Source organism: Bacillus sp. PK6-026 (assembly GCF_054161455.1).
Genome location: NZ_CP096418.1, coordinates 1,055,539 through 1,075,092 on the forward strand (window position 1 = coordinate 1,055,539; position 19,554 = coordinate 1,075,092).

Annotated in this window: 21 protein-coding genes; 9 read left to right on the forward strand and 12 right to left on the reverse strand. The window is 47.0% G+C overall.

Annotation, left to right across the window (positions count from 1 at the left end):
* Nucleotides 1–40 precede the first annotated feature (40 nt).
* Entirely contained in the window at nucleotides 41–466 is a 426-nt protein-coding gene (locus M1D59_RS05320; protein WP_020450745.1) for a MerR family transcriptional regulator, read from the reverse strand.
* Nucleotides 467–780: 314 nt separating this feature from the next.
* On the opposite strand from M1D59_RS05320, the gene M1D59_RS05325 reads away from it, so the two are divergent.
* From M1D59_RS05325 to M1D59_RS05340, 4 genes are all read left to right on the forward strand, one after another.
* Nucleotides 781–2,154 carry a hemolysin family protein gene (locus M1D59_RS05325; protein WP_003180145.1) on the forward strand — a complete coding sequence of 458 codons (1,374 nt, stop codon included), beginning with the start codon at nucleotides 781–783 and terminating at the stop codon, nucleotides 2,152–2,154.
* A gap of 97 nt (nucleotides 2,155–2,251) precedes the next feature.
* Nucleotides 2,252–2,653 (forward strand): hypothetical protein, encoded by a 402-nt coding sequence (locus M1D59_RS05330; RefSeq protein WP_003180147.1) that lies wholly within the window; start codon nucleotides 2,252–2,254, stop codon nucleotides 2,651–2,653.
* A 208-nt stretch (nucleotides 2,654–2,861) separates the two neighbouring features.
* Nucleotides 2,862–3,149 (forward strand): hypothetical protein, encoded by a 288-nt coding sequence (locus M1D59_RS05335; RefSeq protein WP_003180149.1) that lies wholly within the window; start codon nucleotides 2,862–2,864, stop codon nucleotides 3,147–3,149.
* Nucleotides 3,112–3,789, forward strand: coding sequence for an N-acetylmuramoyl-L-alanine amidase family protein (locus M1D59_RS05340; RefSeq protein WP_458117857.1), 678 nt, complete (start codon nucleotides 3,112–3,114; stop codon nucleotides 3,787–3,789). The genes M1D59_RS05335 and M1D59_RS05340 overlap by 38 nt, the downstream gene beginning before the upstream one ends.
* Nucleotides 3,790–3,995: 206 nt before the next feature.
* Here M1D59_RS05340 and crcB read toward each other — a convergent pair whose 3' ends face one another.
* From crcB to M1D59_RS05355, 3 genes are read right to left on the reverse strand one after another with little or no spacing between them, the layout of a single operon-like run.
* Nucleotides 3,996–4,352, reverse strand: coding sequence for a fluoride efflux transporter CrcB (gene crcB / locus M1D59_RS05345; protein WP_039072566.1), 357 nt, complete (start codon nucleotides 4,350–4,352; stop codon nucleotides 3,996–3,998).
* Nucleotides 4,349–4,750, reverse strand: coding sequence for a fluoride efflux transporter FluC (locus tag M1D59_RS05350; protein WP_023856526.1), 402 nt, complete (start codon nucleotides 4,748–4,750; stop codon nucleotides 4,349–4,351). Before M1D59_RS05350 ends, crcB begins: the two co-directional genes overlap by 4 nt.
* 15 nt (nucleotides 4,751–4,765) lie before the next feature.
* Nucleotides 4,766–5,470, reverse strand: a complete 705-nt coding sequence (locus M1D59_RS05355) for a glycerophosphodiester phosphodiesterase (protein WP_326251201.1) — start codon at nucleotides 5,468–5,470, stop codon at nucleotides 4,766–4,768.
* 191 nt (nucleotides 5,471–5,661) lie between these two features.
* Between M1D59_RS05355 and M1D59_RS05360 the strand changes: the two genes are divergently transcribed.
* The 3 genes from M1D59_RS05360 to M1D59_RS05370 all read left to right on the forward strand — a co-directional run bounded on the left by M1D59_RS05360 (nucleotide 5,662) and on the right by M1D59_RS05370 (nucleotide 7,807).
* Nucleotides 5,662–5,769, forward strand: a complete 108-nt coding sequence (locus tag M1D59_RS05360) for a YhdX family protein (RefSeq protein ID WP_003180159.1) — start codon at nucleotides 5,662–5,664, stop codon at nucleotides 5,767–5,769.
* A 182-nt stretch (nucleotides 5,770–5,951) separates the two neighbouring features.
* Nucleotides 5,952–7,028 carry a mechanosensitive ion channel family protein gene (locus M1D59_RS05365; protein WP_106070786.1) on the forward strand — a complete coding sequence of 359 codons (1,077 nt, stop codon included), beginning with the start codon at nucleotides 5,952–5,954 and terminating at the stop codon, nucleotides 7,026–7,028.
* Between the two features lie 29 nt (nucleotides 7,029–7,057).
* The gene (locus M1D59_RS05370; RefSeq protein ID WP_458110518.1) at nucleotides 7,058–7,807 is read left to right on the forward strand and encodes an NAD-dependent protein deacylase; all 750 of its coding nucleotides are present in this window, start codon (nucleotides 7,058–7,060) and stop codon (nucleotides 7,805–7,807) included.
* A 39-nt stretch (nucleotides 7,808–7,846) separates the two neighbouring features.
* On the opposite strand, the gene M1D59_RS05375 is transcribed toward M1D59_RS05370, so the two are convergent.
* Both M1D59_RS05375 and M1D59_RS05380 read right to left on the reverse strand, forming a co-directional pair.
* The gene (locus M1D59_RS05375) at nucleotides 7,847–8,341 is read right to left on the reverse strand and encodes a GNAT family N-acetyltransferase (protein ID WP_025811792.1); all 495 of its coding nucleotides are present in this window, start codon (nucleotides 8,339–8,341) and stop codon (nucleotides 7,847–7,849) included.
* A 135-nt stretch (nucleotides 8,342–8,476) separates the two neighbouring features.
* Complete coding sequence (locus M1D59_RS05380) at nucleotides 8,477–9,388, reverse strand: polysaccharide deacetylase family protein (RefSeq protein WP_023856532.1); 912 nt, start codon at nucleotides 9,386–9,388, stop codon at nucleotides 8,477–8,479.
* Nucleotides 9,389–9,681: 293 nt separating this feature from the next.
* Between M1D59_RS05380 and dat the strand changes: the two genes are divergently transcribed.
* Nucleotides 9,682–10,533, forward strand: a complete 852-nt coding sequence (gene dat / locus M1D59_RS05385) for a D-amino-acid transaminase (protein WP_161513206.1) — start codon at nucleotides 9,682–9,684, stop codon at nucleotides 10,531–10,533.
* Nucleotides 10,534–10,572: 39 nt separating this feature from the next.
* Here dat and nhaC read toward each other — a convergent pair whose 3' ends face one another.
* Nucleotides 10,573–11,931, reverse strand: a complete 1,359-nt coding sequence (gene nhaC / locus M1D59_RS05390; RefSeq protein WP_458117858.1) for a Na+/H+ antiporter NhaC — start codon at nucleotides 11,929–11,931, stop codon at nucleotides 10,573–10,575.
* Between the two features lie 237 nt (nucleotides 11,932–12,168).
* Between nhaC and M1D59_RS05395 the strand changes: the two genes are divergently transcribed.
* Nucleotides 12,169–13,149, forward strand: coding sequence for an aldose 1-epimerase (locus tag M1D59_RS05395; RefSeq protein WP_458117859.1), 981 nt, complete (start codon nucleotides 12,169–12,171; stop codon nucleotides 13,147–13,149).
* 15 nt (nucleotides 13,150–13,164) lie between these two features.
* Here the strand turns inward: M1D59_RS05395 and M1D59_RS05400 are convergent, their stop codons facing one another.
* From M1D59_RS05400 to M1D59_RS05420, 5 genes are all read right to left on the reverse strand, one after another.
* Complete coding sequence (locus M1D59_RS05400) at nucleotides 13,165–13,641, reverse strand: DUF4944 domain-containing protein (protein ID WP_023856536.1); 477 nt, start codon at nucleotides 13,639–13,641, stop codon at nucleotides 13,165–13,167.
* 77 nt (nucleotides 13,642–13,718) lie between these two features.
* Nucleotides 13,719–15,653 (reverse strand): TOMM precursor leader peptide-binding protein, encoded by a 1,935-nt coding sequence (locus tag M1D59_RS05405; protein ID WP_023856537.1) that lies wholly within the window; start codon nucleotides 15,651–15,653, stop codon nucleotides 13,719–13,721.
* Nucleotides 15,653–17,509, reverse strand: coding sequence for a putative thiazole-containing bacteriocin maturation protein (locus M1D59_RS05410; protein ID WP_458117860.1), 1,857 nt, complete (start codon nucleotides 17,507–17,509; stop codon nucleotides 15,653–15,655). Before M1D59_RS05410 ends, M1D59_RS05405 begins: the two co-directional genes overlap by 1 nt.
* Nucleotides 17,510–17,633: 124 nt before the next feature.
* Entirely contained in the window at nucleotides 17,634–17,948 is a 315-nt protein-coding gene (locus M1D59_RS05415; protein WP_080131300.1) for a heterocycloanthracin/sonorensin family bacteriocin, read from the reverse strand.
* A 664-nt stretch (nucleotides 17,949–18,612) separates the two neighbouring features.
* Nucleotides 18,613–19,113 (reverse strand): universal stress protein, encoded by a 501-nt coding sequence (locus tag M1D59_RS05420; protein WP_023856540.1) that lies wholly within the window; start codon nucleotides 19,111–19,113, stop codon nucleotides 18,613–18,615.
* Nucleotides 19,114–19,554: the final 441 nt, after the last annotated feature.

Sequence of the window (19,554 nt, forward strand, 5' to 3'; positions counted from 1 at the left end):
TGAGAATGAAGGTAACACCTCCTGTTTAGTAAAAGATTAACTAAAGCAGCAGTAAAAAGGACTGGATGACCGTCATTTTTTCAGGAGAAAGCCGGCTTTTCAGAATCTTCCGTTCATCGGGATTCAACCGTTTCAATCTGTTTATGAGCACGGAAATATTGTCATTGACATGATCAATTTCCGTTGTCAGGCTTCCAATTTCATCATCATTCACAGTTGAAGAGGGAAACTGGTTTTCCAGCCTTACTTTAATGTCGGACAGGGCCAATCTCTGCTGCTTGCAGTCCATAATAAACTTCAGCCGTTTGAGAGCGGCTTCATCGTAATAACGGTAGTTTGAACATGATCTGTCAGGCGTTAACAGCCCGAGATTCGTATAATAATCGACAGTCCGTTTTGTTACGCCTGCAGCAGCTGCTAATTCGCCAATGCGATATTTCTCTGCCCCATCTGCATCCCTCCTCAACCATCACGTTATAGTTATAAAACATTTTAATATATTAGAAGCTGTTTATACAAGTTAATTGATCAAAAAAAGGCGTAAAATTGATGCGAAAACCTTTATTTATCTAAATATTCGAGAAAATATTGTTAGATTTAAAGTTTAGACATTTGACTGACTCTTTTTTAATAAAGTAAGATAATAGTATATATTTGGCTTGGAGGTGGTTAGATGGGGCCCTCTGCATAGTCATTTTTACAGAACGCACATCAGCCTTATTAAGGGAATTTGAATTCATCAGGAGGTGACTCCTTGTCCTTTGTGAAGGATAAGGTTAAATGGACGATATTGTTAGTCTGATAATCATCGGGATTCTGATTGCATTAACCGCTTTTTTCGTGGCATCGGAATTTGCGATTGTCAGAGTCAGAAGCTCCCGCATTGATCAGCTGATTGCTGAAGGAAACAAAAAGGCGGTTCGCGCAAAACAAGTGGTGTCGGATTTGGATGAATACCTTTCAGCTTGCCAGCTCGGCATTACGATTACAGCACTCGGACTCGGCTGGATGGGGGAGCCTACGGTTAAAAAGGTGCTGCATCCGGTCTTTGAAAGCTTGCATGTTTCTGGCGCTGTATCGCACGCTCTTTCAGTTGCCATTGCATTTTTAGTGATTACATTCCTGAACGTCGTGGTTGGAGAACTTGCCCCAAAAACCATCGCGATTCAAAAAGCCGAACAGATGACACTGTGGCTGGCGGGACCTCTGCACTTTTTCAATGTTGTGATGTTCCCGTTCATTTGGACGCTGAATGCCTCAGCCAGAGTGCTGACCGGGTTATTCGGTTTGAAGCCTGCTTCGGAAAAGGATGAATCCCATTCGGAGGAAGAGCTGCGAATCCTGTTATCAGAAAGCTACAAAAGCGGAGAAATCAATCCGTCTGAATATAGATACGTTAATAAAATCTTTGAATTCGACAATCGGATCGCCAAAGAAATTATGGTGCCGCGCACTGAAATCGCCTCCGTCCCGGTGGATATGCCGATCGATGAGGCCATTTCGGTCATGCTGCAGGAAAAGTATACGCGCTGGCCTGTCTATAAAGGCGATAAGGATCATGTCATCGGCATGATCAATACGAAACAGCTGTTTACGGATATGCTCATGATGTCAGAGGCTGAGAAAAAGCGATTGTCCCTTGAAGCCTATGTCCGTCCGGTTATTGAAGTCATTGAAACCGTGCCTGTTCAAAAGCTGCTGATCAAAATGCAGCGGGAGCGGATTCACATGGCGATCTTAACGGATGAGTACGGCGGGACATCTGGTCTTGTGACGGCCGAGGATATTCTTGAAGAAATCGTCGGGGAAATCAGGGACGAATTCGATGAAGACGAAAAACCGCTTATCGAAAAAGTCTCCGATCATGAATACATCATGGACGGCAAAGTGAGAATCGATCAGGTCAATGAGCTGTTTGAAGACGATCTCGAGGAAGAGGAAGTCGAAACAGTCGGCGGACTTGTGCTGAAAGAAAACATAGATATCGCGGAAGGCCAGGCGGTGCATATCGGCTCTTACACGATAACGGTTCTCGAAATGGAAGGGCGTCTGATTAAGCACGTCGAAGTTAAGCGGGAACAAACAACAGAACATGTAGAGCTGGCACCGGCAAATCCGGTCGTCGTTAACGAAGTCACCTTGAGCGAAAAATAGCTCAAGGTGATTTTTGATTTTAAGAAAAAAGTCATTTGAACAGGAACTTTTGTTCGTATATAATGGGAACAAACGTTCTGTTTGAGAGGTGATTGATTTGCTGTGGTACGAAATCATTTCGGAGGAAGAGAGGAAAACGTATATTAAGCGGATCGAATTTCATTTGCGGAATTGGAAAAATTACAAAGCCGCCGTGCTCAATTTAGAAAGGAGGATGGAGAAGGAGCAAAAGAACGGGCTCACCGTCAAAGAAAGAAACGCTGAATATCAGATCGACGCGGAAAAAAGGCTCTATCAATTTTTGCTTGATTCGATGGAAACGGCTGTCTCAGAATTGGATGAGCTCGAGCGGAAGTTGGTGGAATGCCGGTATATTCATAATTGGAGCATGGGAAAATGCGCGATGGAAATCGGCTACAGCGAAAAAACGCTGTTTTTAATGAAGAAATCGCTGCTGGACAAGCTGCTTGTCAGCTTGGCGGCGATCACGAATATTTAACGGATGCGAGGGCTTGTCTCAAACAAGCCCTTCTTTTCTGGCCGCTTCAGTTTTTTTTCAGGTTCTTGACGCGATGATGACACGGGAGAGGGCAGCTTTTCTTTTATGATAAAGACAAGCTTTAAACAGCGGGGAGGTTTGACACATGTAATGAAACAAATGCCGGTCATTTTTTGAGACAAACGCTTCAGGAAAGGAGAGGAAGAACATGGATTTTTCTGAAATTGCGCTCGTTCCGCTGATTACGGGATTGGTGCATACGGTAAAGCTTGTCGGCATTCAGAAACGATTTCTCCCCATCTGTGCAATTGTCTTCGGCATCTCGATTTCTCTCTTGTTTACCGCAGGGGACTGGAAGGAAGATATGATGATCGGAACTTGGCTTGGCTTGTCATCAGTTGGATTTTACTCCGGCTCAAAAAACGTCTTGAAACCATTATCAAAGGAGGAGATTGAACATGAAGATTTATTTGGATCCGGGACACGGCGGAAGTGATCCGGGAGCATCGGGAAACGGTTTGCAGGAAAAGGACGTGACGCTTGCGATTGCTCTCAAAATGAATGACATTCTATTAAAAGAGTATGATAACGCAGAGATGAGGCTGAGCAGAACAACAGACAAAACGGTCACGCTTCAGGAGCGCACAGATGATGCCAATTCGTGGGGGGCCGATTTATTTGTCTCCATTCATACAAACGCTTTTGACGGTACGGCGTACGGGTATGAAGATTATATCTACAGCGGCTTGACCGATGAGTCGGTTACTGCTCTTTATCAACGGATCATTCACGGCGAAGTGATCAAGCAGAACGGACTCAGGGACAGGGGAATGAAGAAGGCGAACTTTCATGTTCTTCGGGAAACAGCGATGCACGCCATATTGACGGAGAACGGCTTTATCGATCATCCCGAAGATTCGGCAAAAATGAAAAGCGCCGCCTGGATCGAACAGACGGCGCGGGGACATGCAGCCGGCATCGCACTCTGCCTCGGTCTGACACACAATGAGTTTCCCCTGTATAAAGTGACGATGGACGGGGGACAAATTGGAGCTTACCAAGAAAAAGACGATGTTTTGAACGTTATTTCTGCGAATTGGGACAGCTTTCAAACAGCGGCCATTGAAAAAGGATAAAAAGGGAAGAATCCATTTTGAAGCATTCAAAATGGATTCTTTAATGTGTTTGTATCTTTTTTAGTTGTCCGTGGTGTTCCTTTCTGAACAATGCCATTCAAATCAGGGCACAGCTTTTGCGACGGCGGGCGCAAGAAAAATGACAACCGGAAGTACATGTGCAAGCGCCTGTTCATAGCCGAACGAGCATCATTGTTTCATCATCTTTACAAAATCAGCATGCTGCCGGCCCAGAACCCCCCGAGTGAGCATGCCATTGTAAGCAGCATGTAAACCGCTGAATCCTTTACACGTTTTGCAGCCAAAAGCTGAACCGCTTCGACGCTGAATGTGGAAAATGTTGTGAAGCCTCCGAAAAATCCAGTTCCGACCAAGATAGAGACCGTTTGATTGTCAATGCCGAGGCTGACGAATATGCCGAGGGCGAATGAGCCGACAATATTGACCACCATCACGCTGACAGGAATGCGCGGGCGCGGAAACATCGCCATGAGCATATTGCCGAGCCAAAATCTTAAAACGGAGCCGAATCCTCCGGCGATCATAAATCCAACTGCCATCATGATTGATACCGCTCCTTTTCTTTCCCTGACGCTCCGCTCATCCTTTTGCCGATCATGATGCCCAAAAATGCGGAGCACACCCCGCAGGCAAGCGACACGATCAAGTACAGAACCCCGATGTGCGGAGCGGCCGATTGCAGCAAAAATACGGTCTCTTTAGAAAAAGCGGACATTGTCGTATATCCTCCGCAAAACCCCGTTCCTAAACATAACTGGACGAGCGGCTTTTTTGCCCGAGCCGCAAAAAAACCTGTCAAAAGGCCGAGGAGAAGGCTTCCAGACGCATTTTCAATAAAAGTCGGCCAAGGAAAACCGGCGGTGCCGCCATGCAGATTGACGAAGTAGCGCAGCAGCGAGCCGAGGGCTCCTCCGATAAAAACGGCAACAGATGATTTCATACTCTTCCTTCTTTCTCAAAAATAATCCGGGTAGTCGGTAATGATCCCGTCGATTTTCCAGCTTTTCAGGCGGCGTCCCGTTTTCTTCCCGTTGACCGTCCAGGCCAGCGCCTTCAAATCACAGCTGTGAATCGATTTGATCAGAAAAGGGCTGACCATCGTAGCTTTCAGGCTGACGTACCGGGCAAACTCCGCGATTTGCCGCAGCCGGGCGCGCGGCAGCATTCCGAATCGCGGCCTGATCAAAACGGCGGTCGGAATCGAAGGATACATGTGATGAAGCGCCCTCATGGCGCCTGCGTCAAACGACTGGACAATCGTGTTCATCGAATGGCCGAACCGGCTGATCAGTTGTCCGGCCGCTTTTTCGATTCCGGGCTGGGTTTTGGACGACTTGATTTCGATGAGAAGGCCCGTCTTGTTGTGATATTTCCCTAGAACAGCTTCAAGTGAAGGGATTTTTTCGTCCTGAAATTCCGGGCTGAACCAGCTTCCCGCATCAAGCTTTTCGAGCTCATTCATCGTATACTCGCGAACGAACCCGGTACCGTTTGTCGTTCTGTCAACTTTGTCATCGTGGATGACGGCAAGTCTGCCGTCTTTTGTCAGCTGTACATCGAGTTCGATAAAATCAGCCCCGAGCTCCACCGCTTTTTCAAAAGCGGCAAACGTATTTTCAGGGGCGTAAGCCGAGGCTCCGCGATGTGCGATAATATGCAAGCATGTCAGCTCCTCTTGATAAAATCTTTCCATCACAAGGATACCCGATTTTGACGATGCAAGTAAATCATTTGACTGAAGCGGACAAAGGGCAGGGAGAAGAGACAAGCGACAAATTTCGGCAAAATGGTACAAAAGGATCATTTACTAAAGATTCTGATATTTTATAATGGACAAAAGGAGGCGAGATGATGGGTAAAGGGAGAATTAAAGTGGAAGAACGGATTAAGATCGAAACCGATGCTGAAATGTTTAAAGCGACTCTCCTTGATCAAACACAGTCTCAGAAGAAGAAATAGCGGTGTTGGCCCGAATCACGTTGTCTCTGGAACAATAAAATATGATGATCATCAGGCTGCCGAAGTGTTCGGCAGCCTTTTATGTGTGTCGACGGTTATTTTTGGTGCACAATAAAATGAGAAATTTTTTTCTCGTTTTAGTATAATTAAAGCTTGATGAGTGAAATAAGGGAGAGAAAGCAATGTTCGAAAAGTATATGACAATGGATTTCGCTGTCGATATCGGAATCAGCATCGGTATCCTTCTTTTATTTTTCGCGTTTCGAAAAATATTTACGAAGTACTTGTTCAACTTAATACTGAAATTGACGAATAAGACGAAAACAGACTTTTTTAATCAGGTGGCGCTGGCGTTTGAAAAGCCGGCCCGGTGGTTTTTTGCGATACTCGGTATTTATCTGGCCATCATTTATTCCCCGTTTTTTGATGGGCATATGGCGATCGTTCATAAACTGTACAGAGTGTCCGTGATTTTGGTTATTGTAAGCGGCCTATACAACTTAACGGCGGCTTCGTCGGTTTTATTCGATAAAATCAACAAGCGGCTTGAGCTTGATATGGATGATATTCTTGCGCCGTTTTTGTCCAAGATTCTCCGCTTTATTATTGTAGCGCTCGGAATCAGCGTCATCGCCGGAGAGTTCAATTATGATGTCAACGGATTTGTTGCCGGACTCGGGCTCGGCGGCTTCGCTTTTGCTCTTGCGGCAAAAGACACTGTCGGCAACTTTTTCGGCGGAATTGTCATTATTATGGAGAAGCCCTTTACAATCGGCGATTGGATTGAAACAAATATCGTCACCGGATCTGTTGAAGATATATCGTTCAGAAGCACGAAAGTCCGCACGGCCGGAGAAGCTCTCGTGACCGTCCCCAACTCGGTGCTGGCTAACGAAGCGATCATGAACTGGACGAAAATGCGAAAGCGTCAGGTCACCTTTACGCTCGAAATCGATCCATCCACCCCGCGCGAGAAAGTCGAACGATGTGTGGAGCGTTTCAAAGAAATGCTCAAGTCGCACGAAGGGGTCAACCCGGATGTCATTATGGTCAATTTCGACGTCCTGAAGGATACGCATTTAAGCATCTTCTTCAACTACTATACCAATACGACGGTCTGGGCCGAAAACTTGGACGTCAGACAGGATGTCAACTACCGAATTCTTGATATTATGAAAGAGGAGCAGGTTGATTTTGTTTCTCCGGGTCACAGCCTCTTTGAGTTGAAGAAAATGAAAGATCAGCAAGGAGAAGCTTAGGTAACGCTTTTGGAAGGGAGACAAGCCAAATGGAGGAAAAAGCCCTGAGATTTGTGGAGATGATCGAAAATGCCGAGCGCATTACCGTTTTGACAGGCGCCGGTATGAGCACGGAATCAGGTATTCCCGATTTTCGTTCAGCCGGCGGCATATGGACGGAAGATCTGTCGAGAATGGAAGCGATGAGTCGTGATTATTATGAACGATATCCAAAATTGTTTTGGCCGAAGTTTAAAGAGCTTTTTCAAATGAAAATGACCGGAACTTATCAGCCGAATGACGGGCACCTTTATTTAGCCGATCTCGAGAAAAGCGGTAAGGATGTCAAGGTGTTCACGCAAAATATCGACGGACTGCATCTTAAAGCGGGAAGCCGCCATGTATATGAACTGCACGGTTCGATCCAAACTGCCACATGCCCAAAATGCGGGGCACGCTATGGTCTTGACCACATTCTTCAAGAAGAAGTGCCAAGATGCCATCGCGTCAATGGCAAGGGGAGAGAATGCGGATTCATATTAAAAACGGATGTCGTGCTGTTCGGCGATGCCGTTCAGCATTTTGACACGCTTTTTGAAGTCCTCAACGAATCCGACCTGCTTTTGGTGATCGGCACTTCACTCGAAGTGGCGCCTGTCAGGTTTGTTCCTGAAGAAGCGCACTTGATCCCAGGCTTGAAGAAAGCGATGATCAATCTCGATAAGACACCTTACGATCATTTATTTGATATTGTCATCCATCAAAAAATCGCCGAGTTTGTTCGGAAGCTTAACTGTTAAAAAGGCGCTCCAGACCGGAGCGCCTTTTTCTGAGCTTCATCACAATTTTTTATAATAAAAAACGGATGTATCGAAGCTGCCGTCTGCAGATTCCGCGTATGCGGGAATGCGGCCGGCTTCGGCAAAGCCGAGCGAAGCGTAAAGAAGGTTGGACGGGTCTTTTTCCCTTGTATCTAGCACGAGAAGAGATCTGCCTTCCTGTTTCGCCCTGTCGATCGCTTTTTCCATTAATGATCTGGCGACGCCCTGCCGCCTGAAGGCGGGATCTGTCATTAACTTGCAGATTTCCGCTCTGTGGCGGCCGTTTTGTTTTGTGCATAAGTGCAATTGAACACTTCCTGCGATCCGGCCGTTTTGTTTGGCAATCCATAACACCGAATCCGGTGTGACGGCTGTTTTCCAATAAGCCTCCGCCAGCTGCTCATCAAGCGGGGGCAGAAAGCCGATCGATGCCCCGTCATCGACGACCCGGATGAGAAGCTCGGCCAATTGATTGGTATATTCGGCAGTCGAATGCAGCTCTTCAATTTTCATTTATTCACCCCATGATATAAAGATAACTGCATCATAATCAGAAAACGGTTTGTTTGGCAACAAGTGTGTCAGATAATCACACTTGCGGGAGGAAATAAAAAAAATCCCCTTCAGCAGGGGATCAGGTATGGGGTGTTATTCATGAACGGGTGTCATCGATTCATCAAGCGTTGCAAATGAATACCCCATGTTTTTTAAATTTGTCAGCAATAACGGCAACGATTGAACCGTTGAAGGAATATCGTGCATCAGGATCACGATCGGCTGTTTTGTCTGCCGCTTTTCCAGCGTATTCAGCTGGTTCATGACTTCCGGAACGAATTTTTGGCTTCTGTATTTCCAGTCCATGCTGTCAATATTCCAGTCCCAATAAACAAATCCGTTCTTTTTCAGCACTTTTTTCTGCGCTTCGGTCAGCGAAGGTTTGCTCCCGTAAGGCGTTCTGATTAAATGGGTTTCAACCCCGGTGATAGACTTCAGCGTTTTTTGAGCCTGCTTCATTTCCAGCTGAGGAGAATTGGCGCCTTTATAAAATTGCTTTTGGTCATGGGTCACTCCGTGAAGTCCAAGTGCATGGCCCTGCTGCTTCATATTGAGAACGGCTTTTTTGTGAAGCTTCATGTTCGGTTCGAGCATGAAGAACGTCGCTTTAGCGTCATGTTCGGATAAAATTTGCAGCAGCCTTTGGCTTACGGCTGAAGGCCCATCGTCAAACGTCAAATAAACCGTTTTTTCCTTCAATTTTTCTTGCTTTTTTTCGGCGGCAGCTTTTTGCTTCTCTTTTTCCTGCTTGCGCTTTTCGATCTGCTGTTTTGTGCTCAAGTGATCGAGAAGTTCGCCTTGCGTTGCTTTTTTGAGCGGAACGCTGTCTCCTTCATGCCTCATTTGGCTGTTTTCCGACACCGTAAGCTCTTTTTTCTCAGCGGCGGCAGAGGACTGTGAAAGGTCCCACACGTACAGGAGAATCAGACACAAAACAAAAAAGCACGCTGCTTTCGTCAACAGATAAGCTACAGATGGGGCAGTTTTTTTTGATACTTGGCGCATGTCACTCTCTCCGTATCATTTTTCTCGTTCCAATGCCATTATAGAATGCTAGTCTCATAAAATAATGGATCACAATGTTTAAGTATACAGGATTGGAAAGAAGATGAATACAGGATGAAGGGAAAAATATATCAAATTTTAATAGAAAATGCTGAACGATGGGGAATGCTGTTTTTTTGATCATGAAGGCGGAGAAAAGTTTTTGGAAATATTGCACTATTTTGAAGGGCAGGGTCGTGTTAGAATGGAATGGAGAAAATTCAGAAGTCAACAAAAAACAAGGGGATGGAGAAATGAAAGTTCTTTTTAACGGCCGGCTGATGGAACGGAGCGAGTGTGCGGTTGATATTGAAGACAGAGGCTACCAATTTGGAGACGGCGTCTATGAAGTCATCCGCATTTACAATGGAATCTTGTTCACGCTTGATGAACACATTGCCCGCTTATATAAAAGCGCAGCCGAAATCGGAATCGACTTGTCTTTTTCAGAAGCCGAGCTGAAAAGCCAGCTGAAAGAGCTCGTCGACATCAATCAAATGCGGGACGGCGGGCTGTATCTTCAAGTGACAAGGGGAAAAGCCCCGAGAAAGCACCAATACGGAGCAGGGCTTACGCCTCAGGTGACGGCTTATACATTTCCTATTCAAAAGCCTGAAAAAGAACAGCAAAACGGCGTTTCAGCTATTACTGCGGACGACATGCGCTGGCTGAGATGCGACATTAAGAGTTTAAATCTGTTGTACAATGTAATGATCAAGCAAAAAGCGTATGAAGCTTCTTCATTCGAAGCGATCTTAATTCGCGACGGGTTGGTGACGGAAGGGACGTCCTCAAATGTTTACGTCGTCAAGCAAAACGTTATCTACACCCATCCTGTGACAACGCTCATCTTAAACGGCATCACGCGGATGAAAGTGCTTCAGCTGTGTGAGCAACACGGCTTGAACTATGAAGAAAAAGCGGTGACAAAGGATGAATTGCTGAATGCAGATGAGGTGTTCATCACGTCAACGACAGCCGAAGTCATTCCGGTCACATCGATTGATGGGCAAACTATCGGCTCCGGAGCGCCCGGACCGCTCACCAAAAATGTGCAGACCGCATTGCAAAACAGCATTTTGTCAGAGACAGCCAAACCGGTTTAACAAAGAAAAACGCCGCTTCCATGGGGAAACGGCGTTTTTTTACTTGCGGAAACCGAACAAAATTGAAAAGAGCGGCGATAAATATAGGAAAAACACAAACGGCAAATATTCAATAACGGGAACGCCGAGCGCGCTGGACATGAACGCGCCGCTGACTCCCCAAGGAATCATCGGATTGATTAATGTCCCTCCGTCTTCAAGCGATCTCGACAAATGTTTCCGGTCGATTCCGAGCTTGTCATACAGCTTTTTAAAGGACTGTCCGGGAATCAAGATCGATAAATACTGTTCGCCTGTCGCCAGGTTCATGCCGATGCTTGATGAAACGGTTGAGAACACAAGCCGGCCTTTCGTATGAATGCCCTTGATCACACCTTCAAGCAGGCTTGTAATCAGGCCGATCTTTTCCATGAGACCGCCGAGCGCGAATGCGATGATAATCAGGGAAACAGAGCCCATCATCGATTGAAGGCCGCCGCGGTTTAAAATTTTCTCAACGGCTTCAGTGTCGGCTGAGAAAACAGGACCATTCTGCATCGCTGACAAAAACGATGAAATGCTGGCGTCAGGCTGTATCAACGCGGCAAGAATTCCGGCGGAAACGATCCCCGCTGCAAGCGACGGAATGACGGGCGTTCGTCTGACAGCAAGTACAATCACAAGAAGAGGCGACAGAAGCGCCCAGACGCTGATGTTGACTGTACTTTCTATTCCGTTTATGATCGCTTGAATGTTTTCGGTAGAAGCCGGTGCCGCCGTTAAAGAACGGCCCATGAAAAAGAAAAGCAAAATCGTGATCAAAAGAGCGGGGATCGTCGTTCCCGCCATATGTCTAATATGCTTGAAAATGGGAAGCTCTCCGACTCCTGCGGCAAAATTGGTCGTGTCAGACATCGGAGACATTTTGTCGCCGAAACAGGCGCCGCAAATCACAGCTCCCGCCGCCCATGTCAGTGGAACGCCGGCCGCTGCGGCCACGCCGATGAGGGCGACGCCGATCGTGCTGACCGTCGTAAAGCTGGAGCCGACCAATGAACTGATCACAAGACAGCTGAAAAGTGCGGTGAGCAGCAGGTGCTGCGGTTCAATGAGATTCAACGCGTAAACCGTTACCGTCGGAATCGCGCCGCTGTACTCCCAGACTCCGATTAAGATGCCGATTAAACAAAGGACGATAATCGGCTGAACGCCATTCCGGATGCCTGAGACAATGCCGCTTTCAAGGTCTTTCCAGGAATGGCCTTTCACCGCGCCGACCGCAGCTAAAAAACCAACGCAAATCAACAGCGGTATGTGCGCTTCTGCTTTAAATATGAATAAGCTGGTGAAAATAATGAACAATATGGCTAAAAACAATAGAGCCGATATGGAAAACGATAGACGTTTTTCGTTTGACAAGTCACACACCTCATTAGAAGAAATATCTCTCTTTAATACTTTGATGCTTTTGTGCATAAACGTATTATAACAGAAAAATAGATTATATACTTAAATTAAAATATTTCAAACATTTTTCAAAGGTTCGCCCATTCTCTTTTGAAAGCGCTGACTTTTTTAAGATATAATAGATTGGAGATAGGCATGTACTTGATACACGTTTCACTGATCCTTTAGCCAAAATAGGGGGAAATGCGAATGTCTTACACTGTTCAGAAAAGCCGGTTTTTAGATGAGGAAGCGATCTGGTTGGAAAATGATGATTTAGAGGCTGTACTTGTGCCCGGGTGGGGAAGCAATTTAATTTCACTGAAGTGGAAGCCGAGCGGTTTGAAATTGTTGAAAACGCCTGAAACAAAGGAAGAATATAACGCGAATCCGTTTTTATTTGGAATTCCTGTTCTTTTTCCTCCCAACCGGATCGATCACGGAAGATTTACATATACGGGAAGAACGTACGAGCTGCCGATCAATGAAAAGCCGCTCGAAAACCACCTGCACGGATTTCTTTACGATAAAAAATGGACGGTCGAAAAAGTGGAGGCAACAGAAGAGAGGATCATCGTGCAGACGAAGCTGGACTCTGATGATCATCCCGATATTAAAGCGATCTTTCCGCACTCGTTTTCCATCACCATCACTTACACGTTAGAAGGACAGCATCTGAAAATCGATGCATCGGCTGTCAATCGCGGTCAAGACCCGATGCCGATCGGATTGGGGTACCACACATCTTTCCGCTATCCTTTAAACGAAGCAGGAGATAAAGAAAGGTGTCTGTTTACTCTTCCTGCCTCAAAGCGATGGACGCTGACAGACCGCATGCTGCCGACAGGCGAGTATCGGGTGACAGAGGAGTTCAAAGCGGGAAAAATGGCAGCGGGAGAAAGGCTTGACGATATATTGGCAGCTGAACAAGACCAGGAAGGAAACAGCGCGGCCGTCATTGCGGACAGCCTCGCCGGCATTCGCGTCTGCTACCAATGCGACGGTCATTTTAAGCACTGGGTTGTGTTTAACGGTACATCTGATCAGGATGACCTGCTTTGTATAGAGCCATATACTTGGATGACGAATGCACCGAACCTCAACCTTCCGAAGGATGTGACCGGATTTCGGGATTTGGGGCCGCAGGAAGAGCTGACGATGCGAAGCAAAATTGAGGTGGGCGGAATATAATCGATATTCCGCCTTTTACCATGAGCTTTTATCAAGGGTAAATGCTGTATGGGACGCTTGTTTGCCCTCTCTCCAATCCAATTGAACCGTGATCTTGCGGCCAGCGAATTCGGCTTCTTCAAGCTCTTCCAAAAAAGAAACGGATTGTTCTTTTGACCCTCCGCCGGGGAATTCGCCTCCCGCGTAATCTTTCATCGGCGTCTCGACTTGGGAGTTCAAAACGATTTCATCACCAAACTTTACGACCAACTTTTCCAAATATATATCGTCCAGCTCCCCGCGGTCGCCTGTCCAATAGAGGTCTCCGCCAAATAGCGTGCGGCCTTCTATCTTTTTGATCACGGCCTCCCAATTTCCATCGGCGCTTTGTCCGTTCCATTTCGGGTATTCCGTCATATAGAAACCGATCAGTCTGCCGCCGAAATAAACGGTGCAAAAGGCCGTGAAAAGGGAAGCAATGAAAAGAAGCGGCCGCTTGTATTCCTGTTTCATATTATCCACCGCCTAAAAAGTTCTGCTTTATGATCATAAAGCAGAACAATCGGGAAAAAAAGTCATTCTCTTAAATTTTAAGGGAACGGGTGCGGGTGCAGGTTCAGCTGTTCTGGTGTTAACGGCTCTTCTGCAAAGCCGAGCTCCTTCGGCACCGTGAAAATTCTCTCAAGTCCTTCCAGGCGGATGAAGCGCTGTCCGAATGTCATCGGAATCAGGCCCGGGATAAGCACTTTCACACAGTAAAGTCCGTTCCGTTTGATAACAGGGGAAGTCTGGTCAACGACAATCACTTCAAGATTGAGACTCCGGAAAGCTTCAAGCAGGTCGCAGAGATCTTCGGTTAAATCAAGGTGTTTCTTTCTTTTTTTAAAGGCATCGTCGAATGTTTGTAGAGGCCGGCTTTGATTCAGCAAAAACCGGAGTCGCTCTTCAGCTTCAGGCAGTCCGTACATGAAGCTGTGATCCTCCATTTCCTGCACTAAAGCAGGATTGCGGAGCATCTGGTGATATTTGCTCCTTTCAGATTCAAATTTGCGGTCGTGCTTCAACATCATGCCTGCCAGCTCATGAAGGGCGCTTTTCACCGCTTTTACGGGATCGGGGTGGGCCCCTGCGGAACAAATCAGATTTAATCCTTCCCGTTTTCTGTTTTTGGCGATCGCCCAAACGCTTGGAATGCCGTATTCCATCGTTGAATTAAAGACATGCAGATCATATCCCGCCACACTTCGCACCCTCTCTGTCATGAGGCGTAATTCCGGATCTTCTGAAGAGCCGAGATCCAGCTGCCGAAGTGGGAGCCTGGCGTACCAGGCAAGCAAAAATGAATCGCGCTCAGCGGCTTCTAGTATGGCATGGAAAATCGCTTCCTCCAAACTCCCTCCAAGTGCACAGCCGTTCGATGTTTCATAGACGAAGCTGTCTTCGCGCCCCAGGCTGTAATAGGCGAGCGATTCAGGAATGAGAATCGGCCGTTTCTGCAAAAATGAATAGCCCCATACCCAGCGGAGAGGGCGGGCCGGGTGAAATGGCTGAAAAGGAAAATCGGGATGCATGTATTGTTCCGCTTGATGGAGCCCGACTTTTGCCGGGTTGAGCGCACGATCCTTTACATTTTCGTAGGTGTCATGTACGACCGTCCGTTTGCCGCGCGGTTCAATTCCGGAATAGCGTTCCAAACCCTCTAAAATGGCGGTCAATTCGCTGTCTTCATACGAATGGCTCCGCCCTCCGACACCTTCATTTCCCGTCCATAAAGGCATATTGACGATCATATCGGCGAACGGCAGAATCGCGTCATAAATTTTGGCGTTGAATATCCCCGTTCTATGATCCAGATAGTCTTTGGCGAGCGTTTGTTTTAAATCGTCCGTGTTTCGCACGCGAAAGCTGTCCGGGTTCGTTTTCAAACTGGGCCGAAGCGATATCCGTGCGGATTCCGCTCCGTCTTCAGGCAGACTGCCGCATATAGGGCATGTCGGTTCCGGGATGAAAGCGTGGAGCGAACTTTCTAACGTTTTCAAATTGACGATGTAAAGGTTTTTTTTCAACCGGCCGCACCCGCCGTTCATGATGTTGTCGACTTCTGTGCAGATCAGGCTGACCATTTGGCGGCAGCCGGTCTTTGAAATCCACGGATCGCGGCTTATGCCATTGCTTTTTTGTTCCAGTTCAAGGGTCTCTCTGCTGTCGGGGCCGGAGATATACCGCCTCATATCGGCGCATTTGGAACATCCTGACGCTGACGGAATAACGAGCGGTCCGATGACCCCTTCGCCAAAAGATGCAAACCCGCGAAGCCACGGAATCTCTGCTGCCCTTAGCACCTTTTCCGCCTCGCGGTATAATAAAGGCCGCCAAGCATCGTGCAGCACAAGAGCGAACGCAGTCTCCTCCGGTATGCTGTTCTCAAAATCAGACCTTCGGATAATGTTATATTCAGCAGATAATTGTTGTGATGCGTCTTCTGCCATCAATCCTTCGCCAATGACCAAAATGCAGCGGTTCATCAAGATTCCTCCTTTCGCAACTGCACGCAGTAAATGCCTGCCAGTTTTTCTTTGAAAAATGGTTCAGCAGGCAGCTCATAGACATAAAGCTGCAAGTCGCAGTTGTTTTTCAAGGCGGAAAGCAGTGTTTGCTGCAAATCAGCGGAAACGGGGGTAGCAAGCTTCAGGTCACTAGACTCCAGCAAAACATCCGCGCCTTTCACAGGGTCTTTGTCTGTCAGCGCCCGTTCGAGCGCTTTTCTGAGAGCGAATGTGATGTTGAGTCCAGAACTTCCGTACCAGCGGCCGCGAATTCCCGCCCATGCGACAGGGAAGCCTTGTATGTTTTTTCCTAAACCGATTTCCGGTTTGCCGTACAAGACTGTCAGCGCTTTTAAATAAAATGCGGTATGCCGGTCTTCCATTCCGCCTAGCTGAACGAGGGAAATCGTTTCTTTTCCGCTTTTGATCCGTTCTCGCAACCGGTGTTCCAAGCATTTCTCCAATCCCCTTAATACGCCTTCAGCCAGCGTTTCCCCGGCGGCGATCGCGAACAACTCCCCGTTACTCGGATAAGAACGGTTCAACCTTGATGCATACATTTCAATACCCGTCAGCCCGGCTTCCCGCCGCGCCTCTTGATGGGTCAAACCGACCGACACCGTCTTGGGCAAAAGCTCCGCAGGTCCGGAAGAGAGCGGGTCTGCTGTCTGAACAAAGCATTGTGCTAAAGGAAGCTGCCGCAAATGTTTCTCTTCCCACAGATGAAAAATGCCCGTTACAGGTGAGGTCAGTTCACTGAAACATTGAAATAACCTGCTTTCTGCTTCTCTTCCGGGGCGCTCCGAAAGTTTCGCTTCAAGGTCGCAGATGAGTTTAGGCGAATCCTTGCCGCAAGCGAAGTCCGGATGCGGAAGAAACATATGCCAGCCGCCTTCGAGCGTTGCCAAATCAATCAGATACACTTGATTCTTCTTAGATGATGGTGCAATCTCAGCAGTTGCTTTCATCAATTCGAACACAATAACGTTTGCCAGCATGTCTTTTCCTGCCGAAGGAAAAGTTCGAAGCGTCCGTTCTTCATGGAGCGCAGACCGATGGAGGCGCCTCCAGGCATCCTTCAGGCAGCCGTCTCCTTGTTGATGAAAGACTGGGCCTGCCAGTCCGACTTGTTTCAGGCAGATCCCGGGCATGAAGCCTTTGTTCTCTTCGAGGCAAAACGTTTGAAGATCGCGGAGCTCATCTGTGAAGCCGCGGTCAGAGACATACAGAACCCAATCGGCAGATCGCACCGCTTCCCGCCAGTGTTGCGTTTCGGCGCAGCCAATCTCCAGTCCGCTTTCGGTTTGCCCTGATATTTCTGCCAGTTCGTCTAAAGCGTGCCCGGATGCATCCGTCACGATCGCACGGATTCTTGAAAAACCGGAATCGATCAGCGACCGGACCAATTTTGTGAGAAAGGAGCCGGCCCCTATAGCCAATATTTTGGTTTGACGCGACAGCTGAAAGCGGTAAGCGCCGGAATCGGCAAAGCTCTCAATAAATTCGATTTGGGCTTCAAACGTTTGAAGCACTGAGCTTTCCAGTTTGTGCGGGTGATCCCGGCTTACGTCGCGAACGAACCCGTTTTTATAAAGCATTTCTCCGATTTCATATACTCTCTTTCGGTACGGAGCCTGCAGCCCTTTTGTCAAGTCTTCAAGCGAATGTTCCCCGTTGAACATCGGCAGAAGTTTTTCGATCCATTGAGCAATCGAAGATCCTTTTATGCGAAACGACCCGGAATTATTTCTAAAATATGCGCCGCCGTTCGGATCAGGAAGAAACCATGTATCCTGGTTTACTTTTAGGCGAGCGGAAGCAGTCAGGTGTGTCATGCTCTTCCTCCTTCTATGTTTTAAAAACAAGACATACCATTATATGTAATTTTGTTTGTCCTTTATGCAATAGAAGACCCCTGCGGCAAAAGAGGCAGGGGAAGTCTTCTTTTTTATAAAAAAACTACATGCCTCCGCGCCAACAGCTCCAACAGCAATGGCCCGCGCAGCTCCAACAACTGTGGCCCATGCAGCTCCAACAGCTGTGGCCCATACAGCTCCAGCAGCTGTGACCCGCACAGCTCCAACAGCTGTGACCCGCGCAGCTCCAACAGCTGTGACCCATGCAGCTCCAACAGCTGGCACAGCTTCCGCAGCTCCAGCAGCTTGCGCAGTGTTTAACATTGGCGTGATGACGGTCCGCATCCCAATGCGTCATATCTTCTGCCTGGAATTGATCCATCTCCAACGACTGCAGTTCATCATGGAATGGTTGCATTTTAATATCCCCCTCATCGATAAAATTTTTTGACCAAAACAATAAAAGAAGAATGAAACATAAGCAAAGTCAGATTAAGTCAAATACCCCGGGTACTCACAAGATCAAATTATGAGGTCTGTTAGGTGGTTGTTACTAATTTGAACGCCTATTTTTCCTGTTATTGGATTTCGCTGGAGAGGGGCATTTATTTTGCGGCAGTTTATTGATATAAAGATCGTTGGGACTGTAGAGAGGGGGGACAATAAGTAAAACCAAGAATGCGGGGCAAGGCGGAGAAAGAAATCAATTGTAAGTCATGTGGAGTGAAAGTCAAATTTCAAGGGAAACGTCTAAAGTGAAGAAAGTCTAGAGGATAAAGGTAACCATTCGGCTTAGCAGGAAAAAATCAATTGGCGTTGTATATAGCAGTAGAGGATCATTCGCGGGAACAGTGCCCTTGCAGTTTTATACTGATGCAAATGCTTATGTATGACTGCAAAAACAGGTCTTTCTACAAGTATGTTTTCATAGAGAAGGAGAGATTGCATTGATTCAATAATAAATGCGGTCCTAGTATTAGGAGTCTTCCTATCCATTGTGTGGGGCATGATCTATATTATGAACAGGAGAAGATCGTAACATGATGAGAGGCCGGACATTTGACCGGCCTCTTTTAAAATCGTTATTTTACAATTAGCACAGGGATCTCCGATTTTGTCGATATCTTGTCACTGACACTGCCAAACAGGAGCTTTTTCAGGCGGTTTTGGTCGCGCGTACCCGTGATGACAAGGTCAGCGCCGATATTTTCCGCATGTTGTAGAACTGCGTTGGCCGGGTCGCCTTCCAACACCTCTATTTCCGCGTCGTACTGGTTTTCGCTTAATATGATTTTCGCTGCCGCAATCGCTTCTTCCGCGCTGTCCTCATAGATCATGGGTTCACCGGCCAAGTCTGAATCGTGGGGGACCCGGGGCGCGGCCGGGAAGCCGCTGTAAAGGTATGGCGCGCCGGCAGCGGGTCTTTCAGTCGCAGCCTCTGTTCTCACTTGCCTCGGTTCATGGACATGGGCGACGGTCAATTGCGAGCCGAGCCTTTTCGAGAGGTCGATCGCTTTTTTCAGCGCTTTTTTGCTTTCCTCTTTTCCGTCAAACGCGACAATGATCCGGTCAGCTTTAAACAAATTGATCATTCCTTTCAGAATGGATTTACTTTTATATTACCCGTTTTCCCAACAAATCTAACGAAATATGAGAATATGAATCAAAAGCCCGCCATTCGCCAAAAAAACAAATTGACAAATAAAGGGCCGTACTATAAGATGGAAAATATTAATAAGATTGGAGGGTATCGTCATGTTTAGAAATATCAAAGCATCAGTTCAACAACAAAAGCACCTTAACGTGACATTTTTATACCTTCCTTACGATCAGGGCTCTGTTTCACTTTAACAATTTTCAAAAGGAAGGCGCATGTCGCGTGAACAAGCGTACATGCGCCTTTTTATATGAAAAAAGGCATGCTGGTACACAGTGTGCCTTTTTTTCTGAGAAAAAACATTCTGTTCCCGATGCGGAGCAGCATGTTTTTCTAATAAATAAACCGCACATAAGGAGGAATTTTT

Excerpts from the sequence above, each read along its gene's own strand:
- M1D59_RS05325 (WP_003180145.1), top strand. The coding sequence starts at position 781 with ATGGACGATATTGTTAGTCTGATAATCATCGGGATTCTGATTGCATTA.
- M1D59_RS05335 (WP_003180149.1), top strand. The coding sequence starts at position 2,862 with ATGGATTTTTCTGAAATTGCGCTCGTTCCGCTGATTACGGGATTGGTG.
- M1D59_RS05340 (WP_458117857.1), top strand. The coding sequence starts at position 3,112 with ATGAAGATTTATTTGGATCCGGGACACGGCGGAAGTGATCCGGGAGCA.
- crcB (WP_039072566.1), bottom strand. The coding sequence starts at position 4,352 with ATGATGGCAGTTGGATTTATGATCGCCGGAGGATTCGGCTCCGTTTTA.
- M1D59_RS05350 (WP_023856526.1), bottom strand. The coding sequence starts at position 4,750 with ATGAAATCATCTGTTGCCGTTTTTATCGGAGGAGCCCTCGGCTCGCTG.
- M1D59_RS05360 (WP_003180159.1), top strand. The coding sequence starts at position 5,662 with ATGGGTAAAGGGAGAATTAAAGTGGAAGAACGGATTAAGATCGAAACC.
- M1D59_RS05365 (WP_106070786.1), top strand. The coding sequence starts at position 5,952 with ATGTTCGAAAAGTATATGACAATGGATTTCGCTGTCGATATCGGAATC.
- M1D59_RS05370 (WP_458110518.1), top strand. The coding sequence starts at position 7,058 with ATGGAGGAAAAAGCCCTGAGATTTGTGGAGATGATCGAAAATGCCGAG.
- M1D59_RS05375 (WP_025811792.1), bottom strand. The coding sequence starts at position 8,341 with ATGAAAATTGAAGAGCTGCATTCGACTGCCGAATATACCAATCAATTG.
- M1D59_RS05380 (WP_023856532.1), bottom strand. The coding sequence starts at position 9,388 with ATGCGCCAAGTATCAAAAAAAACTGCCCCATCTGTAGCTTATCTGTTG.
- dat (WP_161513206.1), top strand. The coding sequence starts at position 9,682 with ATGAAAGTTCTTTTTAACGGCCGGCTGATGGAACGGAGCGAGTGTGCG.
- M1D59_RS05395 (WP_458117859.1), top strand. The coding sequence starts at position 12,169 with ATGTCTTACACTGTTCAGAAAAGCCGGTTTTTAGATGAGGAAGCGATC.
- M1D59_RS05400 (WP_023856536.1), bottom strand. The coding sequence starts at position 13,641 with ATGAAACAGGAATACAAGCGGCCGCTTCTTTTCATTGCTTCCCTTTTC.
- M1D59_RS05405 (WP_023856537.1), bottom strand. The coding sequence starts at position 15,653 with ATGAACCGCTGCATTTTGGTCATTGGCGAAGGATTGATGGCAGAAGAC.
- M1D59_RS05410 (WP_458117860.1), bottom strand. The coding sequence starts at position 17,509 with ATGACACACCTGACTGCTTCCGCTCGCCTAAAAGTAAACCAGGATACA.
- M1D59_RS05415 (WP_080131300.1), bottom strand. The coding sequence starts at position 17,948 with ATGCAACCATTCCATGATGAACTGCAGTCGTTGGAGATGGATCAATTC.